This window comes from Collinsella aerofaciens, from assembly GCF_040910185.1.
Lineage (GTDB): Bacteria > Actinomycetota > Coriobacteriia > Coriobacteriales > Coriobacteriaceae > Collinsella > Collinsella aerofaciens_BF.
On record NZ_JBDGBA010000010.1, the window covers coordinates 45,518 to 63,760 of the forward strand.

15 protein-coding genes are annotated in these 18,243 nt (G+C 60.1%); 8 read left to right on the plus strand and 7 right to left on the minus strand.

Translation table 11 applies throughout. The features are described 5' to 3' along the window. Nucleotides 1-2 precede the first annotated feature (2 nt). From AB5Z54_RS05515 to AB5Z54_RS05525, 3 genes are all read right to left on the minus strand, one after another. The gene (locus AB5Z54_RS05515) at nt 3-1,121 is read right to left on the minus strand and encodes a glycosyltransferase family 2 protein (RefSeq protein ID WP_368160701.1); all 1,119 of its coding nucleotides are present in this window, start codon (nt 1,119-1,121) and stop codon (nt 3-5) included. 74 nt (nt 1,122-1,195) lie between these two features. Next, entirely contained in the window at nt 1,196-2,236 is a 1,041-nt protein-coding gene (locus tag AB5Z54_RS05520; RefSeq protein WP_349091533.1) for a glycosyltransferase family 2 protein, read from the minus strand. 6 nt (nt 2,237-2,242) lie between these two features. After that, nucleotides 2,243-3,346 (minus strand): glycosyltransferase, encoded by a 1,104-nt coding sequence (locus AB5Z54_RS05525; RefSeq protein ID WP_368160703.1) that lies wholly within the window; start codon nt 3,344-3,346, stop codon nt 2,243-2,245. A 256-nt stretch (nt 3,347-3,602) separates the two neighbouring features. Between AB5Z54_RS05525 and AB5Z54_RS05530 the strand changes: the two genes are divergently transcribed. Then, nucleotides 3,603-4,622 carry a glycosyltransferase gene (locus tag AB5Z54_RS05530; RefSeq protein ID WP_368160705.1) on the plus strand — a complete coding sequence of 340 codons (1,020 nt, stop codon included), beginning with the start codon at nt 3,603-3,605 and terminating at the stop codon, nt 4,620-4,622. A 24-nt stretch (nt 4,623-4,646) separates the two neighbouring features. On the opposite strand, the gene AB5Z54_RS05535 is transcribed toward AB5Z54_RS05530, so the two are convergent. The 3 genes from AB5Z54_RS05535 to AB5Z54_RS05545 form a co-directional block, all read right to left on the minus strand. After that, the gene (locus AB5Z54_RS05535; protein ID WP_368160707.1) at nt 4,647-6,443 is read right to left on the minus strand and encodes an AAA family ATPase; all 1,797 of its coding nucleotides are present in this window, start codon (nt 6,441-6,443) and stop codon (nt 4,647-4,649) included. Between the two features lie 202 nt (nt 6,444-6,645). Beyond that, complete coding sequence (locus tag AB5Z54_RS05540; RefSeq protein WP_368160709.1) at nt 6,646-8,454, minus strand: VgrG-related protein; 1,809 nt, start codon at nt 8,452-8,454, stop codon at nt 6,646-6,648. Nucleotides 8,455-8,593: 139 nt separating this feature from the next. Further along, the gene (locus tag AB5Z54_RS05545) at nt 8,594-9,025 is read right to left on the minus strand and encodes an RrF2 family transcriptional regulator (RefSeq protein WP_117770222.1); all 432 of its coding nucleotides are present in this window, start codon (nt 9,023-9,025) and stop codon (nt 8,594-8,596) included. A gap of 224 nt (nt 9,026-9,249) precedes the next feature. On the opposite strand from AB5Z54_RS05545, the gene sufC reads away from it, so the two are divergent. Genes sufC through sufU form a run of 5 tightly spaced genes read left to right on the plus strand, consistent with a single transcriptional unit; the run spans nt 9,250 to nt 14,495 of the window. Continuing rightward, nucleotides 9,250-10,050: a Fe-S cluster assembly ATPase SufC gene (sufC, locus tag AB5Z54_RS05550; protein ID WP_368160711.1), complete on the plus strand. Its 801-nt coding sequence runs from the start codon at nt 9,250-9,252 to the stop codon at nt 10,048-10,050. A 12-nt stretch (nt 10,051-10,062) separates the two neighbouring features. Continuing rightward, a complete protein-coding gene (gene sufB / locus AB5Z54_RS05555; protein ID WP_022094821.1) occupies nt 10,063-11,475 on the plus strand; it encodes a Fe-S cluster assembly protein SufB in 1,413 nt (470 codons plus the stop codon). Beyond that, complete coding sequence (locus AB5Z54_RS05560; RefSeq protein ID WP_368160713.1) at nt 11,475-12,746, plus strand: SufB/SufD family protein; 1,272 nt, start codon at nt 11,475-11,477, stop codon at nt 12,744-12,746. Before sufB ends, AB5Z54_RS05560 begins: the two co-directional genes overlap by 1 nt. After that, complete coding sequence (locus AB5Z54_RS05565) at nt 12,743-14,068, plus strand: aminotransferase class V-fold PLP-dependent enzyme (RefSeq protein WP_368160714.1); 1,326 nt, start codon at nt 12,743-12,745, stop codon at nt 14,066-14,068. Before AB5Z54_RS05560 ends, AB5Z54_RS05565 begins: the two co-directional genes overlap by 4 nt. Then, the gene (gene sufU / locus AB5Z54_RS05570) at nt 14,061-14,495 is read left to right on the plus strand and encodes a Fe-S cluster assembly sulfur transfer protein SufU (protein WP_347479424.1); all 435 of its coding nucleotides are present in this window, start codon (nt 14,061-14,063) and stop codon (nt 14,493-14,495) included. The genes AB5Z54_RS05565 and sufU overlap by 8 nt, the downstream gene beginning before the upstream one ends. A 660-nt stretch (nt 14,496-15,155) precedes the next feature. On the opposite strand, the gene AB5Z54_RS05575 is transcribed toward sufU, so the two are convergent. After that, a complete protein-coding gene (locus tag AB5Z54_RS05575; protein WP_368160716.1) occupies nt 15,156-15,968 on the minus strand; it encodes a transposase in 813 nt (270 codons plus the stop codon). A 403-nt stretch (nt 15,969-16,371) separates the two neighbouring features. Between AB5Z54_RS05575 and AB5Z54_RS05580 the strand changes: the two genes are divergently transcribed. Beyond that, a complete protein-coding gene (locus tag AB5Z54_RS05580) occupies nt 16,372-17,106 on the plus strand; it encodes an iron-sulfur cluster assembly scaffold protein (RefSeq protein WP_006235554.1) in 735 nt (244 codons plus the stop codon). Nucleotides 17,107-17,124: 18 nt separating this feature from the next. Next, nucleotides 17,125-18,129, plus strand: coding sequence for a GGGtGRT protein (locus tag AB5Z54_RS05585; RefSeq protein WP_006235553.1), 1,005 nt, complete (start codon nt 17,125-17,127; stop codon nt 18,127-18,129). Nucleotides 18,130-18,243: the final 114 nt, after the last annotated feature.

The window sequence follows — 18,243 nt, forward strand, 5'->3', positions numbered from 1 at the left end:
TCCTACTGTGCGACCGGAACGTCATCAGGGTGTGGGTTGTCGCCGTAGGTGCGCTGATACGTCAGCACGCGCCAGACCAGCGGCAGGCCGCCAATCTTAAAGTAATGCTTAAACGTATTGAGCTTACCCGGCTTCTTAAAGTCAAAGCGCGAATCGATATAGGCGCGGGGCGACTTGACCATCAGGCGCAAGTCGGTCTCGCCACGCGGGTCGAACAGCGACAGATCAAAGCGACCAGCATCCCAATCGGCCTTGAGCTCGGGCGAGGCCTTCTGCCAAAACTGCTCGCGCAGCTCATCGACCAAACGCTCGTCATTCCAACGATACGTATCGACCTTCATGCGCATTAAAATCCCCTGGAGCTGAGCCTTGAGCTCGGGGCGCTCATCCAAAAAGCGCTGCATCTCGGCATATTCGTCGCATACGCAAAACACCTTGTTGGGCGAATTAACGGAGCTCTTCTCGTTATCCTGGCGATAGCACAAAATGGGGTCCGCAATAAACGCGGCACGCTCGGCGCAAGCCCAAACCTTAAAGTTAAAGCCTGCGTCCTGATACGAGGCGCCCGGCGTGGGGAGAAAGCGAACCTGATTGTCGTTGAGGAACTCGCGTCGATAGATAGCCGACCAAATGGAAGGTTTGCGGTAGAAAATTCCCGGGCGATCGACGGGGCGATACGCGGCGCCCGTCATATGCTCGTCGATAATCCCAAACAGCTCATGGCGTTCGCTGGGCGTGGACCAATACAGGTAAAAGTCGCCCTTCACCACATCGGCATGCTCAGCATCGGCCTTGGCGACCAGCTTTTGGAGCGAATCCTCAAACATAAAGTCGTCGGACTCAAGGATGCCCACGTACTCACCGCGCGCCATCTCCAGGCCGCGGTTCATCGAGTCGCCGTAGCCGCTGTTGGCTTTGTCGATCATCTTGACACGGGAGTCGCGCTCCATGTACTCGCGGATAATCGCCGGCGAGCTGTCGGTCGACCCGTCGTTAATGCAGATGATCTCGATGTCCTTGAGCGTCTGAGTCACGGCAGAATCGAGGCACTCGCGCAGGTAGCGTTCGACATTGCAAATGGGAACAAGCAGCGAAACTTTAGGGGTATCAGAGTTCTGCAAGAGAACCTCCTGTTGAATAGCGTGTAACAGGGTTATTTTAGCAGCCGGGTTGCGGCGGGCGGCAGCGCTTGGAATTATATAAAGCGCTCCAGGCAGGCTTTGAGACCGCGAGTCGAAAGATAGAACAGCGTGGCATCTGCCATCGAAACGCCCGGGGTCGCCGCAACGAGCTTGTGGGCAACACGGCGAACGGCGCCCTTAGCAGGCATATCCGCCCACTCCGTTCCCAAAAACGTCGTGAGGTCCATGTTGACGCGAGCCGCCACGCGATGGAAGTCATCGGAATCCAAGCGCGCCAAATCAAACACGATAAGGTCCAGGAACCAGGTGATCAGCTCGCCGGGACACAGGTCCATAAGACCGTAGCCCGCCCAGTCCTCCAAGACCTCCTCGAGCATTCTCATATGGGCATCGAGCTTTTTGGCGCGAGCCTCGACACTGTTGAACTCGTGCGTCGCCGATTCGCTCTCCATCACGTAGTGGTAGAACTTGTCCGGCATGACGACGGTCTTGTGGGCAAGCGCATAAGCCGCAAATTGGAAGACGACGTCCTCGCCCAAAGCCAGACCGGGGGCGAAGCGAATGCCTTCGCGATTGAGCAGCTCGCGCGAAAAAGCCGCACGGCAGGCATAGGGCTGCGCATTCGAATGGAACAGCAGTTGGGGATCACGGGCGCCGAAGGTGCCAGCTTTGGGGCTCATGAGTTGCTGGACACGTTTGGGGGCAGCATCGGCAGGTTCACAGACGCCGCCAAAAACGGCGGCCTCGGCATCCGCAGACTCCATGGCATGCAGCACGCGCTCGACCGTCTGGGCATCGATGTAATCGTCGGCGTCCACAAAAAAGACGGTCTCGCCCTCGGCGACATCGATACCGGCATTTCGAGCACACGAGACACCCGCATTTTCCTGGTCAATCACCAGTACGCGATCGTCAGCCTGCGCGATCTGGCGCAACACGTTCAACGAATCATCAGTCGACCCGTCGTTGACGCAGACAACCTGAATCGAGCGCTCGGACTGGGCCAACAGCGAATCAACGCATCGCTGAATGGAGCGCGCAGAGTTGTAAACGGGGACGACAATGGTAGCTTTAGGACACGAGGCCTCTCCCATGCCGACCTACCCCCTCAGCGATTCGATGAGGAAGGCGGCGACCACACCTGGGCCTCCAACCGAGGCGTAATACTTAGCACGCCCCAAGGCACCATCCGTCGCAAAACTCGGATGCTCGTCAACCCAGCCCTCAGGATCTTTGAGGATAGCAGCGAGATTTGCGCGCTTCCACGGCTTGAGGTCGTCAAGCGAAAACTCCCCGGCGTCCAAGGCAGCTTGGAACTCCTTGGCCATCTGAACCAGGAACTCCTTATAGAACTTGGGCGCCAGGCGCACGTAGTTCCACATGTACGAATCGTACTTAATGAGCTGATTGAACTTAAGCATGCGCGCGACGTCATCACTTGCGTGGTCGCGGGCATAATCCTCTCGAATCCAACGCTCAATCTCGGCATACTCGGTATTGACGCAAAAGACCTTAGCCGAAGAATTGACCGAGGAATTCTCGTTGTCCTGGCGATACGACAACACGGCATCATGCAGGTAAACAGCCTTATCGGCACACGCGATAACCTTAAAGGCGAATGACGTGTCCTGAAAGGATGCCCCTGGAGTCGGCAAGAACTTGATGCCGTTGCGTTCAAGAAAATCGCGACGGTACACGGCCGACCAAATCGACGGCTTTTGCTTAAAGAACTGCGTCGTGTCGCTCGGGTGCACCGGCTTGTCGCAGTCCTTGGCCTTAAACGTCTCGTGCAGCGAACGGCGCTCCTCGGGCTTGGACCAGTAGAAATCAAAGTTCGCCTTCGTAAAGTCGGCATTATTGCTATCGGCGGCCGAGACAAGCTTTTCGAGTGCGTCGGGCGCCATAAAGTCATCGGACTCCAAGATGCCAACGTACTTGCCACGCGCCATCTCCAGGCCGTGGTTCATCGAGTCGCCGTAGCCGCTGTTGGCCTTGTCGATCATCTTGACGCGCCCATCGCGCTCCATATACTCGCGGATAATCGCCGGCGAGTTGTCGGTCGACCCGTCGTTAATGCAGATGATCTCAATATCCTTGAGCGTCTGCGCCAGGGCGGAATCGAGGCACTCGCGCAGGTAGCGCTGAACATTGTAAATGGGAATAAGCAGCGACAGAACAGGGCTGCCAGAGGCGTTAGTAGACAAATGTGCTCCTTAGGAAATACCTGTCGTTTCATGGTATCAAAGGGTCAGCGCGCCAGCGGGCGTTTATATAATCTATGGAGCCTCTTGCGGGCAAAGCAGCCCCACGTCATGCGGCGGGCCCATGGCAGGTTCCTGCGTTTTATTCAAAGCTTGCCGCTAAGGTGCGCCGAGCCTTTACAATAGGACAGTCCCAAGGACGTATTCGATAGCTTCCGTGCAGCGCTCGCCCGCCGCGCGTGAAAGGATATATTGCCCCATGCCTTCAACCCTCCCCGCCCCCATCGATAAGCTCGCCATCGTCGTCGTTACGTACAAGCGCCAGGAACTCCTGGCCAACTTGTTCGACTCTATGACCGAGCTCACGGCCGCGCCCTGGCGCATCGTGATTGTCGATAACGAGAATTCACGCGAGACCGAGGCCATGTGCACCGCATTCAACGAGCGCCTGGCCAACCTGTGGGGCATCGACACCGAGCAGCCTGACGCGCAGGGCGGCACCGACCGTGTCATCTACGCCCCGCAGCTCGAAAACGGCGGCGGTGCGGGCGGCTTCTCCGCCGGCACTAAATGCGCCTACGACCTGGGCGCCCAGTGGTTCTGGGTGATGGACGACGACGTGCTCGTCATCCCCGAAGGCATCGAGCGTCTTGCCAAGTGGACCGACCGCTACGATGTCATCCAGGGTTCGCGCCTAGACTTTGACGGCGGCGCCTTCTTTTGGCAATACCAACTCATCCTTTCGCTCGGCATTCCCAACCCAGCCGCCAAGTGGGACTTGGGTCCAGAGGGTTATCGCGCCATGAACCAGCTGTGCTTTGAGGGCGGCATGTTCTCGCGCCGCGTGGTCGACAAGATTGGCCTGCCCGACGCGCGCTTCTTTATCTACGGCGACGATGCCTGCTACGGCTACGTAGCCAGCCAGCACTTCCCCGCCGCCGTGGTCGCCGACGTGGTGCTCAAGCGCGCCCGCGCCGTCTCCAACTGGGATATCGCCGGCAAGCGCCAGCTCAACTCCACGAGCGACACCAACCGCTACTACATCATGCGCAACCGCGGTTATCTGGCCCGCTACATGCAGATCTATGGCGACTATCACCCCATGCTGTTCCGTCTGGGCAACGCCGCGACCTTCTGCAAGGAGTTCATTCGCCTGGCCGCCGTTGACAAGTGCTTTAAGACCGGTATTCCGGCGCTGCGCCGTGGCATGAAGGACGCCCGCAAGATCGTCAAGGATCCTAACTGGAAGCCCATGCCGCCTATGAAGAACACCGAGTAACGGAAGCCGGAAACACCTCGGCGCTTAAAGCCGCTGGCACACCGCCGTCACGCGCCGCCCATCAAAACCGAACCCCCAGCGCATGCGACCCACGCCGGGGCGCGGCACACGGATATCGTCGATGCCGTCGCGCTCTATGTCGAGTAGCGACTGCACGGCCAGCAATTCCAACCCCAGCGCATCCACATCGGGGTCATACATCATATTGATCGTTATAAGCGGGCGCTCGTCCAGCATGCCAATCGTGTCTGCTACGTCGAGCACAGTGCCCGTAGGGAAAACCTGGATGTCCCAGCGACTCGCGCCACACTTTCGCCTCGAAGCAGGATTGGCATAGCCCGGCAATCCAAAGCAGAGTCCTTGCAAGAGTAGGTGATATGGCAGCGGTGTATCTGGGTCGGTCGCACCGATTCCCGCATCTCCCAAGATGCGGCTTAGCGCCCGCCCCACGGTATCCTCGTTCCCATGGCACAGCCCGTCGCGAAACGCATCGACGTCTCGAATGTCTTCTGCAGCGCACTCAAACCACTCAATAATCACTAGACGCAAGGCCTGGCGAAGCTCGTTATTGGGCAATCGCAAAGCACGGAGACAATCGCCATGCTCTGGCTCCTCAGTCATATCCGTCGTGAGAAAACCGGACAGATACAGCGCTGTCCACATGCCATCGTCAGACGAGGCCTCTAGCCCCACAGCGCCCAAGCAAAGCGGGACCTCAGCACACCCATGGGCCTCGAGCAAATCAAATAAGACCGAAAGGCGGTCGAGATTCCACCCGGCAACTACCCTACTCAGGCAATCCGCATACGCATACAGATCGGCGCGCACAGGCGCCGTGCAGCCTCGGCCCAGAAAACCGATCACACGCGCTGGACTCGAGCAATAGGCCCTACCAAACCGATACCCCTCGAGCCATTCACGCGCATCATCCAGGTATTCCCCGCACCCAGCATGATTCAACAGAGCCTGGACCTCGGCATCCGAAAAGCCGAAACAACGGTCACACCAGGTCGAAAGCGGCGTCGTCAGACAATACGAGCAGCCATGCAAAGAAAGCGCCGCTTCGGCAGGACCGGGACACTCCCCCATCAGACACGTCAGCCGCAACGAATCGCGCGCAGCGACAATGGCGTCGAACAGCACGCGATCGAATAGCCCTGCCGGATCAGCACCGGAAGCGCCCCTCGCGCTTGCACGGCCCAACCATGCCGCATCGTACCCATCAACGAGCAATACAACCTGCTCATCGCAGGCCATCTCCAGCAGCTCAATGAGCACGCCAAGCACCGAGGCGACCTCATCCTCGCTCGCCGCGCCACGCGCAACGCGTTCGATGTGACGTACCTTGTCTCGAGCTAAATCCGGAGCCTCCAAAAGCGCCAGCAGGCGAGCGCACTCGTCCGAAAGAGCATCGCGCACGACGTCGGCAACATCGGTGCCACGCCTCGCAGCGCCAGAAAAGTCCAGCGATATCACCGGATAGCAAGCGTACTCATCCCGATAGCGCCCGCCGTCCGCATCCCAAATCTGAGCATCGCCAAACAAAAGCTGACCAGCGCGACCGACCGCTGGACGCTCCAGAAAAGCCCTGAGCATCGACAAGTTCATGCTCTTGCCAAAACCCTCGGGTCGACAGCACACCACAACGGACGCGTCGCAGTTCAACACATCGGCAATAAACATGGTCTTGTCGACCAGCGTGCAGCAACCAAGAGCCTCCGCATAGTCGCGCACGCCAATGGGCAAAGCCGCATCGTCGGCACGGCCGATCAAACGCACGCCAAAGCCGGCAGCACAACCATTATTTGCCTGTTCAGACACCAAAACGTTCCCCCTAAATCGCAACACGATGCCAATTGTAATGACCGCATCGCATGTACCGATATCGCCGCGCAAACATATCGGGCAACGGTAGCAACAAGAGGTGTGAGGGGGCACAACTAATCGTTGCACAACAAAACGGGGCCCGACGCATTCGCACCGGACCCCGTCCCGATTCTTTAGTTATCTGGCAACCGAGAGGCTACTCCTCCGAGCCGTCCTCCCCAGAAGCCTTCTTCTGCTGATCGAGCTTATGCTTACCACTTACGATAGACGTAGCGCCCAGTGTGGCCAAGCTCGCGCTGGCAAGGCTCGCCATCACAATCAGATCGCCCGTCTTGGGCATGTTGCCGCCCGAGGACTTGGTAGCTGTAGTCGTCGTGGTCGTGGTAGTCACCGTTTTGGAGTCATTTTGCTCCTGATTCTGGTTGTCAGCACCGCTCTTGTCGTCGTCTTCGGACTGTTTCTTTTCGTCCTCGGTCTTTTTCTTTTCGCCCTCGGTTTTGCTCTTGTCCTTCTCCTCAGATTCAGACTTCTTATCCTCGTCCTTCTCATCAGAGCTAGGACCCTTATCGGATTCATTCTTCTCGGAAGCCTTGTCCTTGGAGTCGCCCTTTGCGGCTTCGGTCTTTTCCGTGGAAACCTGATCAGAGTTGTCCTTGTTCTGGGTCGAGCCGTTATTGACGCCAGCCATCAGCGAAGAGCCCAGCGTAGAACCAAGCTGCACGGAGAAAGAAGGCTTCTTGTCCGGCGAAGCAACGGGAGCGTCCGGCGCCTTATTCGAGTCGCCCTTGGAAGCATCGGAATCAGAGGTTGTGTCAGAGCCGGAGCCGTTGTTAGAGCCGGTGTCAACGGACGAATCGCTCGAGCCGGTAGATGAGTTAGAGGTGTCAGCGTCGGTCGAACCAGAAGCGTCGCTGTCCGTATTGCCGGCAGAGCTTGAAGGCGAATCGCCCGCAGCAGAGCCGTTCGAATTGGAGCCGTTCGAGGTAGAGCCGTCGTTGGTAGTGCCACCAGCAGAGCCATTACCGTCAGCATCGGTCGAAGGCGCATCCATCCTGTCATCGTTGGCATCGTCACTCGAGTCGTCATTCGAATCAGGTGTCGGAGAGGGCGCCGGTGTGGGCTCGGGCTGCACGGGCGTCGCGGCGGCAGCCTCGTCCTCAGCGATATAAACCAAGCAGTCCTTTAGCTCGTTGCGGTAGCGGTTCTTCCAGCCCTCATGATACTGGGGCTGACTTGAAAACTTGGTGGCAACATTGTTGACCACGCTATTGGAGAGCGCCGTCACAAATTCGCGGTCGGACATATCGTTGGAAAGATTCGCCCAGCGGAAAAAGTCCCTGCAGCCACCAGTGCCGCACATGTTGGTAATGCTCCACACCATGCCCTTGACGCAATCGGCGCGGCCCGAAATATCAATACCCAGGCCGCTCTTGAGCCACGCCTCGGTCACCGCATAGTACGAGTTGTACGCATAGGCATCTTGAAGTGCTGAGAACTCAACAGGATCGGTGTTGTACGCACCTTGGAAGGCATCCTGAGCGATATGGCCCAACTCGGTGAGCTGGCCGTTCTCGTACATGGCATTGCTCGTGTTGGAAATCTCGCTGCCGCGATCAATCGCATCCTTGAGCATGCTGTATTTTTCGGGGCTGTAGTTGTAGACCTGCTTCATAAACGGAATGAGCGACCAACGACGGTCGAACTGGTAATAGCCCAGCGCGTTGTAGCCGTCACCATACGAAAAGCCCTGGTTATAGTTGCCGTGGCTCTCATATTTGGTGAAGTACTTCATCTCGGGAGTCACGTTGACAAACGAAACGCCCTGGACCGACCTCAGCACGCCCGAGAAGGACTGTTGGGTGTAAAGGCCCTTATCGATATCGGTGGCATCCGAGGCAACGCCCGGCGTGGGCTCCTCGGCAGCGGCGGGTGCCGGCGCGGAAACGGCGCCAAACGAAAGCGCCAGCGTCAGACCCGCGACAATCGCGGAATGCTTGGGCTGCATAAGATCCTCCCTGCATTGGTGTAGTTAAAGTTCAGTTTGCAAAGATAAAAATAAGTATTGCAGCTCGCCCGTTGTTACACAACAACCCCTCGGTAAACGGCAACAACCCTCCGCGAAATCTTAAGGAATTGCGCTCAACCTACAGCTTAATGTCAAAGTTGATCTCGGGGACGGCGGCCAAGTCGGCCAACGTCACGCCGTCGACGTACTTTTCGATCACGTCGTCCAGACCGCGCCAGAACTTGACGGTCGAGCACAGATCGCTGCGGGCGCAACTGTTGTCGATGCCGTCGCACGCCACCGGAGCCGTGCTGCCCTCGACGGCGCGCAGGATGTCGCCAGCACGCACCTCGGCCGGGTCCTTGGCCATCATGTAGCCGCCGCCCTTGCCGCGCACGCTCTTAAGCAGGCCCGCCTTCATAAGCGGACGAACCAGCTGCTCCAGATACTTTTGCGAGATATGCTCGCGGTCGGCAACCTCGCGCAGGGCAATCTTGCCCTCGGCGTCGCCCAGCGCCGCGATATAGATCATCAGTCGGAGGGCATAGCGGCCCTTAGAAGAAATGAGCATACCTACCCTCCCATCGCATCTGGGACAATATAACCAGCTTTGTTTGTCCCAAATCTTAAGTAAATGAGACAAACACAACAGGTTATTTTGTCCCAGAATTTGAAAAGTCGAGTGGATTAGTCGGGTTTTCCCTTGACTAACGCCGAACCCATAGTAACTTTATTCCGAGAAGATTCCTAGGGTTTAGTACACCTATGAGTACACCATATACAGAGAGGGACAGCATGAGCGCAAATCCGCTGCTTTCCATCGAAGGTCTGACCGCCTCCGTGGACGAGAAGACCATCCTCCACAACGTCAACCTCAACGTCGCCGCCGGCGAGACCCACGTTCTGATGGGACCCAACGGCGCCGGCAAGTCCACCCTCGGCCACCTGGTCATGGGCGACCCCGTCTACACGGTCAACGACGGCCGTATCGTCTTTGACGGCCAGGACATCACCGAGCTCACCACCGACAAGCGCTCGCGCGCCGGCCTGTTCCTGAGCTTCCAGGCACCGGTCGAGATCCCCGGCGTGCCGCTGTCGAGCTTTTTGCGTGCCAGCATCGCCGGCCGCCCTGGCCTAGAGATGAAGGGCAAGGAGTTCCGCCGTCGCGTCAAGGAGCTCGCGGCCGAGCTCAACATGGATACCGCCTATCTCAACCGCGAGCTGGGCGTGGGCTTCTCGGGCGGCGAGAAGAAGAAGGTCGAAATGCTCCAGCTTTTGCTGCTGCAGCCCAAGCTCGCCATCCTGGACGAGACCGACTCTGGTCTGGACGTCGACGCGCTTTCCACCGTCAGCCACGGCATGGACGCCTACCGCAAGAGCTGCGACGGCTCCATGCTCATCATCACGCACAACACGCGCATCCTGGAGCACCTGGATGTCGACCGCGTCCACGTTATGGTCAAGGGCCACATCGTACGCGAGGACGACGCCTCGCTGATCCCCTGGATCGACAAGAACGGCTTTGAGACCTTCGAGCGCGAGGCCGCCGAGCAGCGTGCCCAAGCTCAGGCCGCCGCTGCCGAGCAGCAGGCGTAAAGGGGCGACGCAATGACCAAGAACCGCACCGAGGTCGCGGACATCGACCGCAGCCTCTACGACTTCACCTATGGCGAGGAGGGATTCGAGCGCCTCGACGCCGGCATCACGCCCGACATCGTGCGCGAGATCAGCGCCAAGAAGGACGAGCCGCAGTGGATGCTCGACCTGCGCCTCAAGTCCCTCGAGATCTTCAACCGCTTCCCGGATCCGACGTGGGGTCCCTCCATCGAGGGCCTGGACATGGACAACATCGTCACCTACGTCAAGCCCAACACCGACCAAAAGCACGACTGGGAGTCGGTGCCCGACGACATCAAGAATACCTTTGAGCGCCTGGGCATCCCCGAGGCCGAGCGTAGCTACCTGGCAGGCGTCGGCGCGCAGTACGACTCCGAGCTGGTCTACCACAACATGCAGGACACAGCGTCTAAGATGGGCATCGTCTATTCCGGCATCGAGGAGGCCCTACACGACCCGCAGTGGGAGCCGCTCATCCACGAGAAGTTCATGACGCTCATCCCGCCCACCGACCACAAGTTTGCGGCCCTGCACGGTGCCGTGTGGTCGGGCGGCTCGTTTGTCTACGTGCCCAAGGGCACCAAACTCGACTTCCCGCTGCAGAGCTACTTCCGCCTTAACGCCAAGGGCGCCGGCCAGTTTGAGCACACGCTCATCATCGTCGAGGACGATGCCGACCTGCACTTTATCGAGGGTTGCTCCGCGCCCAAGTACAACGTGGCCAACCTCCACGCCGGCGCCGTCGAGCTCTTTGTGGGCAAGCGCGCACACCTGCGCTACTCGACCATCGAGAACTGGTCCAAGAACATGTACAACCTCAACACCAAGCGTGCGCGCGTGGACGAGGACGGCGACATCGAGTGGATCAGCGGCTCCTTCGGCAGCCACGTGGGCTACCTCTACCCCATGAGCGTGCTCAACGGACGCCGCGCCCGCTCGAGCTTTACCGGCATTACCTTTGCCGGCGCCGGCCAGAACCTGGATACCGGCTGCAAGGTCGTGCTCAACGCGCCCGAGACTTCGGCAACCGTCGAGACCAAGGGCATCTCCAAGAGCGGCGGCATCCAGACCTTCCGCAGCTCCATCGTGGCCACGCCCAAGGCCGAGGGTTCCAAGGCAACCGTGAGCTGCCAGTCGCTGATGCTCGACGACCAAAGCCGCTCCGACACTATTCCGGCCATGGACATCCGCGCCAAGAACGTCGACATCGGCCACGAGGCCACCATCGGCCGCATCGGCGACGATAAGGTGTTCTACCTGATGAGCCGCGGTATCTCGGAGGAAGAAGCCCGTACCATGATCGTCAACGGCTTTGCCAACCCGGTCTCCAAGGAGCTGCCGCTGGAGTACGCCGTCGAGATGAACAACCTGATCAAGCTCGAGATGGAAGGAGCGATCGGATAATGAAACAGACCACGAACACCGCTGCTACCACGCTCGAGCAGGTTAATGCGATGCCTGCGGCGACTTGGGGTTGGCTCAAGATGAACCAGACCAAGCTTGAGCTTTCGGACGAGCTTGCCGCCGCTCCCACCGAGACCGTTAAGGTTGAGGGCTTGGACGAGCAGTTTGCTGGCGTGGCAGACGCGTTCGACGCCGCCATGGACGCCATGGCCGAGCGCTTCCCCGAGCGCCGCGCCTCCGCGCCCGGCGATGCCGCCGACCGCGCCCGCATCACGCCCGAGACCGAGCTCGACGTGCCCGCCACCTCCGTCTACCAGGCCGGTGCCATTAAGCTGGAGGAGGAGCTCTCCCCCGCTGAGGCCTTCGAGACTGGCATGGGCGAGGCTGCCTACACCTACCTGGCCGACCACGCCACCAAGCGCGTCGTCATCGATGTGCCCGCATACAAGCACGCCACGGTTACCGCGCGCGTGAATGGCGTCGACACTGCCGCGGCCATCGCCGCCATCGATGTCGTCGCCCGTCCGCAGGCAACGCTCGACCTGCAGATCGCCCTGGACTCCCCCGTTGCCGGCGAGGGCGTCGTGGGATCCGTGCTGCGCGTGTGCGCCCACGAGTACGCCACCGTCAACGTGGCCTGCACGCAGACGCTCGACGATAGCTGGATCGCACTCGACGACACCGGCCTGTTCCTGGACGAGGGCGCGCGCGTCAACGTGCAACACACTGTCCTGGGTGCCGGCGCCAGCGCCACCGGCCTTGCCGGCGATCTGTTGGGCGATACCGCCAAGGTCACCATCGATACTGACTACCTTGGCGCCCGCGAGCAGGTGCGCGACTTTAACTACGAGCTGCGCCACCGCGGTCGCAAGACCGAGTGCGAGATCGACGCCAACGGCGTGCTGACCGGCACGTCCAAGAAGGTCTACCGTGGCACCATCGACCTCGTGCACGGCTGCAAGGGTGCAACCGGCACCGAGCGCGAGACGGTGCTTTTGACCAACAAGGGCGTCGACAACAAGACCATTCCCGTCATTCTCTGCGACGAGGACGACGTCGCCGGCAACCACGGCGCCACCATCGGTCACGTCCGCGACGAGCAGCTGTTCTACCTCGCCTGCCGCGGCCTTGACCAAAACGCCGCCGAGGACCTGTTCATCCGCGCCAAGCTGGAGGACGCCGCGCTTTCCGCCACCGACGAGCGCACCCGCGCCGCCGTCGTCCGCCTGGGCAACAACCTGATCGATAACTTTGAAGAGGAGCTCGCATGATCGACACCGAGCACGTTAAATGCGATACCTGCACCGCCCCCGAGCCCATGGAGCTCGACGCCAGCGACGAGGCTTCGCGCGGCTGGCCCACTGTGGACATCGAGACCAACCCCTACAAGGGCCAGTTCCCGCTGTTCCAGCAGCACCCCGAGATCGCCTTCCTCGATAGCGCCGCCACCGCGCAGCGCCCTGCCTGTGTGCTCGACGCCGAACGCGACTTCTATCAGCGCATGAACGCCAACCCCCTGCGCGGCCTGTACTCGCTGTCCGTCGAGGCCACCGACGCCATCGCGAAGGTCCGCCAACAGATCGCCGACCTCATCGGCGCCGCCCAGGCCAACGAGGTCGTCTTCACCCGCAACACGAGCGAGTCGCTCAACCTGGTCGCCAAGAGCTTTGCACCCACGGTGCTCGAGCCCGGTGACGAGGTCGTCATCACCATCATGGAGCACCACTCCAACCTAATCCCGTGGCAGCAGGTCTGCCGCGAAACCGGCGCCAAGCTCGTCTACCTCTACCCCACCAAGACCGGTCAACTCACCACCGAGGAGGTTCTGTCCAAGGTGGGCCCCAAGACCAAAATCTTGGCCGTGGGTCAGGTGTCTAACGTGCTGGGCGTCGAGAACCCGGTCAAGAATCTCGGCAAGCTCGTGCACAAGTACGGCGGCTATCTGGTCGTCGACGGCGCGCAGTCGCTGCCGCACATGCCGGTCGATGTGGCCGATCTGGGCGCCGACTTCTTTGCCTTTAGCGCGCACAAGGCCATGGGCCCCATGGGCATCGGCGTGCTGTGGGGCAAAATGGACCTGCTCAACGCCATGCCGCCCATGCTCACCGGCGGCGAGATGATCGACTCGGTCACCGAGCAGGACGCCGTCTGGGCGCCCGTTCCCGAGAAATTCGAGGCCGGCACGCAGGACGCCGCCGGCATCTTCGCCACGGGTGCGGCACTCGACTACCTGGTCAACACGGTGGGTTACGAGAACATCCAGGCCCGCGAGCAGGCACTCGTCCACTATCTGATGGGCGAACTCATGCAGCTCGACTTTGTCCAGATCATCGGCTCCATCTATTGGGATAACCACCACGGCGTCGTGAGCTTTAACGTCAAGGGCATCCACCCGCACGACGTCGCGAGCATCATGGACATGGACGGCGTCTGCATTCGCGCCGGTCACCACTGTGCACAGCCGCTGCTCACCTGGCTGGGCGTCGAGAACCTCGCCTGCTGCCGCGCCAGCGTGGCCTTCTACAACGACAAGGCCGACATCGACAAGTTCATCGCCAGCCTGCATCACGTTTGGAGCACGTTCAATGGGTAATCTGTACACCTCCACCACATTTATGGAGCACAACTCGCACCCCGACTACAAGTACGAGATGGATGCCCCCACGCACGAGCACGACGGCATCAACCCCAGCTGCGGCGATGAGCTCACTCTGCAGCTGCGTGTCGAGAACAACGTGATCGAGGAGGCCTCCTTTACCGGTCACGGCTGCGCTATCAGCCAGGCCAGCGCCGATATCATGGCCGACCTCATCACCGGCGAGACGGTCGAGGAAGCACGTCGTCTGGCAGGGCTTTTCCTCGCCATGATCCGTGGCGAGCAGCTCTCCGAGGAAGACCTGGAAGACCTGGACGAGGCCGCCCAGCTCCAGGACATCTCGCACATGCCCGCCCGCGTCAAATGCGCCGAGCTCGCCTGGCGCACCCTCGACGGCATGCTCGAGGGGCAAACAAACCAGTAGCTTATGCCCCGAATCCAAGGTTTTTGATTGCCGAGCCGCCCGATACGGGCGGCTCTGTTTTTACCTAATGAGCGCGAACGCACAAAGTCCGCGCGTCCGGCGCCCCGTCTGACATTTGCCACACAGCCAGACACGAACACGGGCGTTTTCCACAGCACCAAAGGCCTGCGGCAGGACCCCGGGCCCGCCAAGCAATGCGCCAAGCCCCGTTCTGCGAAGCTCCGACTCGCTTCGCGCCTACCGCAGGCGGGTCCCATAGGGAGCGGCGTGCATTTTTGCGAGTATTCAGCACGCCAAGCTGTGTGTATACGCATCGAAAGCGTTAATCAACGTCTTAAGGCGCATATATATTGTGTTTTAGAACAAGCATCGCGGTCTGACGGGACGCAGGCACGTGCTTCGGGGGCGCAACGGTGGGGATCAATAGCTTCGGAACCCGTATGTTGCAAGATTGCAGCGGTGCCGACAGCACTACGATGCTGAAAACTCCGTTTTTTGCACGGCGCAGACGGGGGTAGGCACGGGCAAACCCGGACTGAGTCGTTTATTTATGCAAGATGGCGATTGTTCTATGCATATTAAGAAGTGCAGTTACCGTACCAAGCTTTTGAACGCTGGTTGCGGCGTATGGACGACCCCAGCTGCGGTGAACAGGCGACCTTACATCACGTTTCCGCCAGCCCGCATCGCCGTTCGCGCGCGGGCGCGCACGATACGAGAGACGGTACTTTTGCCAATCCCGGTATACCGCTCAATCTGGCGCACCGTAAAGCCGGCATCGTGCAATCCAAAAATAACGGTATCGCGCTGCGCCGGCGGTGCGGCTTTAACCCCGCGAAGCGGAACCCCGAGTTCCTTCGCCATCTTGTCGGCAAAGGCGTGGCGTTCCCACTTCGTCTCTTTCATATCGCACAGCGCTGACTCACTGCCGACGGGCGTCGAAAGCGAATAGGCAATAAAGCCCTCGGCAGAGCCAAAAAGCTCAAGCACGCAAGAAGGATCGGAAAATCCCCTCGTGGCATCTGCCGCATCACTGTCGTAAGCGCGCAGATGCTCCGCAAAGCTGCTCCAGGGGTAACGCTCGATTAGGCTCATGCCCGCCTCCTGCGGATCGGCGTGAACGGAGCGAATAGCCTCCATCACCTGCCAGTCGGTATCGAGCGAGCGCCGGTCAAAACGGTTCTGGAACAGATGGCCTGTGCGCCCCGTGCGTTTATTGAACCGCCGCGCGTACGTCAAAAGCAACCGGTGCATCGCCGCGCTCATCCTGTCCTCGTAATCTGCAAGCACCAAATGCACGTGAGTGCCCATAAGGCACCAGGCGATAACCGTCACGCCCTCCTCGCGGCAGCACTCGCGCATCAGCTCCAAAAACTCCCATCGGTCTTCATCGCCCTCAAAGATGAGCTGCTTGCCCGTACCGCGGGCACAGACATGGTAAAAGCCGGTAACCGTTCTCCAAACGCGCTGCATGGCGCTCCCTTCGCCGGGATCTGCTTACCATCCAATACAGCACGATTGAAGCGTGCCATCAAAACATTCACGCAAAACAATACACTCGCGCGGCCAAAGGCAGCAAACAGGCGGCGAACGGCACCGTTGCAACAGGTCAACCACTGCAACGCTTGCAAGAGCGGACCAAAAGCTTGCCCAAGACGGACCCCCTCTACGGAAGTTCATGACCACAGAACATAGAGTTAAACCGTTTCAATTAAAACTTCAGGACTTCTCGCTACGAAAACTGAGCCGTTCGCCGAATATTCCGTGCATTTCGCGGTATTATAGGGGCTGCATGTCATGTCCCTTTCGAAGGGTCGCCCGGCAATCGCCAGCCACGACCCCCAGACGGGACGCCAACACGATAGAGAGGAGAGGCATGCAGTACTCACAGGAAGTGGAGAACATGTGCCCCGTTGCCAAGGGTGCATACCACGGCCCCGCACCCATCCCCGAGGAGGGCAAGTGGGTCCAGGCTAAGGAGATTTCCGACATCTCCGGTCTTACGCACGGTGTGGGTTGGTGCGCACCTCAGCAGGGCGCCTGCAAGCTCACGCTGAACGTCAAGGACGGCATCATCGAGGAGGCCCTCGTTGAGACCATCGGCTGCTCGGGCATGACCCACTCTGCCGCCATGGCTTCCGAGATTCTTCCCGGTAAGACCATCCTCGAGGCCCTCAACACCGACCTCGTCTGCGACGCCATCAACGTTGCTATGCGCGAGATCTTCCTGCAGATCGTTTACGGCCGCAGCCAGACCGCGTTCTCCGAGGGCGGCCTGCCCGTGGGCGCCTCCCTCGACGACCTCGGCAAGGGCCTTCGCTCTCAGGTCGGCACCATGTTCGGCACCAAGGCCAAGGGCGCTCGTTACCTCGAGCTCGCTCAGGGCTACGTCACCCGCATGGCTCTCAACGACAAGAACGAGATCATCGCATTCGAGTTCCTGAACCTCGGCAAGTTCACCGACGCCGTTAAGGCCGGCAAGACCCCCGAGGAGGCCATCGCTGGCGCTATGGGCCACTATGGTCAGTGGGAGAACGCTGCCAAGTACATCGACCCGCGCACCGACGAGGAGACTCACTCCGTCGCCAGCGTGTTCCCGGTTCACGAGTAGAAAGGGAGGGAAATAACTATGACTGTTACGTTCGAAGGTTACGAGCGCCGCGCTGACAAGATCAACAAGTGCCTCGCCGACAACGGCATCGCCTCCCTCGAGGAAGCTCTGCAGATCTGCACCGACAAGGGCTTCAACCCGCGTGAGATCGTCAACAACACCCAGTCCATCGCCTTCCAGAATGCCGAGTGGGCCTACACCCTCGGTTGCGCTCTCGCTGTCAAGCGTGGCGCCAAGTCCGCTTCTGAGGCTGCCGCCATCATCGGCGAGGGCATCCAGGCCTTCACCGTTCCCGGCTCCGTCGCCGAGGACCGCAAGGTCGGTCTGGGCCACGGCAACCTGGGCGCTATGCTGCTCTCCGACGACACCGAGTGCTTCGCCTTCCTGGCCGGTCACGAGTCCTTCGCTGCCGCTGAGGGTGCTATCGGCCTGGCTCTGAACGCCAACAAGGCTCGCAAGAAGCCGCTGCGCGTCATCCTCAACGGTCTGGGCAAGGACGCTGCTCAGATCATCGCCCGCATCAACGGCTTCACCTACGTGAAGACCCAGTTCGACTACTTCACGGGCGAGCTCAAGGTCGTCGAGACCATCCCCTACTCCGATGGTCCCCGCGCCGCCGTTAACTGCTACGGCGCCGACGACGTCCGCGAGGGCGTTGCCATCATGTGGCACGAGAACGTCGACATCTCGATCACCGGTAACTCCACCAACCCCACGCGCTTCCAGCACCCCGTCGCTGGCACCTACAAGAAGGAGCGCCTCGAGGCTGGCAAGAAGTACTTCTCCGTCGCTTCTGGTGGCGGCACTGGCCGTACCCTGCACCCGGACAACATGGGCGCCGGCCCTGCCTCTTACGGCATGACCGACACCATGGGCCGCATGCACTCCGACGCCCAGTTCGCCGGTTCTTCCTCCGTGCCTGCGCACGTCGACATGATGGGTCTCATCGGCATGGGCAACAACCCCATGGTCGGTGCCACCGTCGCCTGCGCTGTCGCCGTCGAGGAGGCCCTCAAGGCCTAATCGCGCCCGCGCGATGCTCATATAGTTGAGCTTTGGAGCCGCTACCTTTCGAGGTAGCGGCTCTTTTTGTTTGCGCTGGTGCAGGGTAGCTAATGCCGATATATCAGCTGGGGC

What these genes read in the sequence shown, in the direction of transcription:
- AB5Z54_RS05575 (WP_368160716.1), bottom strand. Translation starts at nt 15,968, where the DNA reads ATGCAGCGCGTTTGGAGAACGGTTACCGGCTTTTACCATGTCTGTGCC.
- AB5Z54_RS05520 (WP_349091533.1), bottom strand. Translation starts at nt 2,236, where the DNA reads ATGGGAGAGGCCTCGTGTCCTAAAGCTACCATTGTCGTCCCCGTTTAC.
- AB5Z54_RS05580 (WP_006235554.1), top strand. Translation starts at nt 16,372, where the DNA reads ATGCAGTACTCACAGGAAGTGGAGAACATGTGCCCCGTTGCCAAGGGT.
- sufB (WP_022094821.1), top strand. Translation starts at nt 10,063, where the DNA reads ATGACCAAGAACCGCACCGAGGTCGCGGACATCGACCGCAGCCTCTAC.
- sufU (WP_347479424.1), top strand. Translation starts at nt 14,061, where the DNA reads ATGGGTAATCTGTACACCTCCACCACATTTATGGAGCACAACTCGCAC.
- AB5Z54_RS05585 (WP_006235553.1), top strand. Translation starts at nt 17,125, where the DNA reads ATGACTGTTACGTTCGAAGGTTACGAGCGCCGCGCTGACAAGATCAAC.
- AB5Z54_RS05560 (WP_368160713.1), top strand. Translation starts at nt 11,475, where the DNA reads ATGAAACAGACCACGAACACCGCTGCTACCACGCTCGAGCAGGTTAAT.
- AB5Z54_RS05565 (WP_368160714.1), top strand. Translation starts at nt 12,743, where the DNA reads ATGATCGACACCGAGCACGTTAAATGCGATACCTGCACCGCCCCCGAG.
- AB5Z54_RS05540 (WP_368160709.1), bottom strand. Translation starts at nt 8,454, where the DNA reads ATGCAGCCCAAGCATTCCGCGATTGTCGCGGGTCTGACGCTGGCGCTT.
- AB5Z54_RS05530 (WP_368160705.1), top strand. Translation starts at nt 3,603, where the DNA reads ATGCCTTCAACCCTCCCCGCCCCCATCGATAAGCTCGCCATCGTCGTC.
- AB5Z54_RS05545 (WP_117770222.1), bottom strand. Translation starts at nt 9,025, where the DNA reads ATGCTCATTTCTTCTAAGGGCCGCTATGCCCTCCGACTGATGATCTAT.
- sufC (WP_368160711.1), top strand. Translation starts at nt 9,250, where the DNA reads ATGAGCGCAAATCCGCTGCTTTCCATCGAAGGTCTGACCGCCTCCGTG.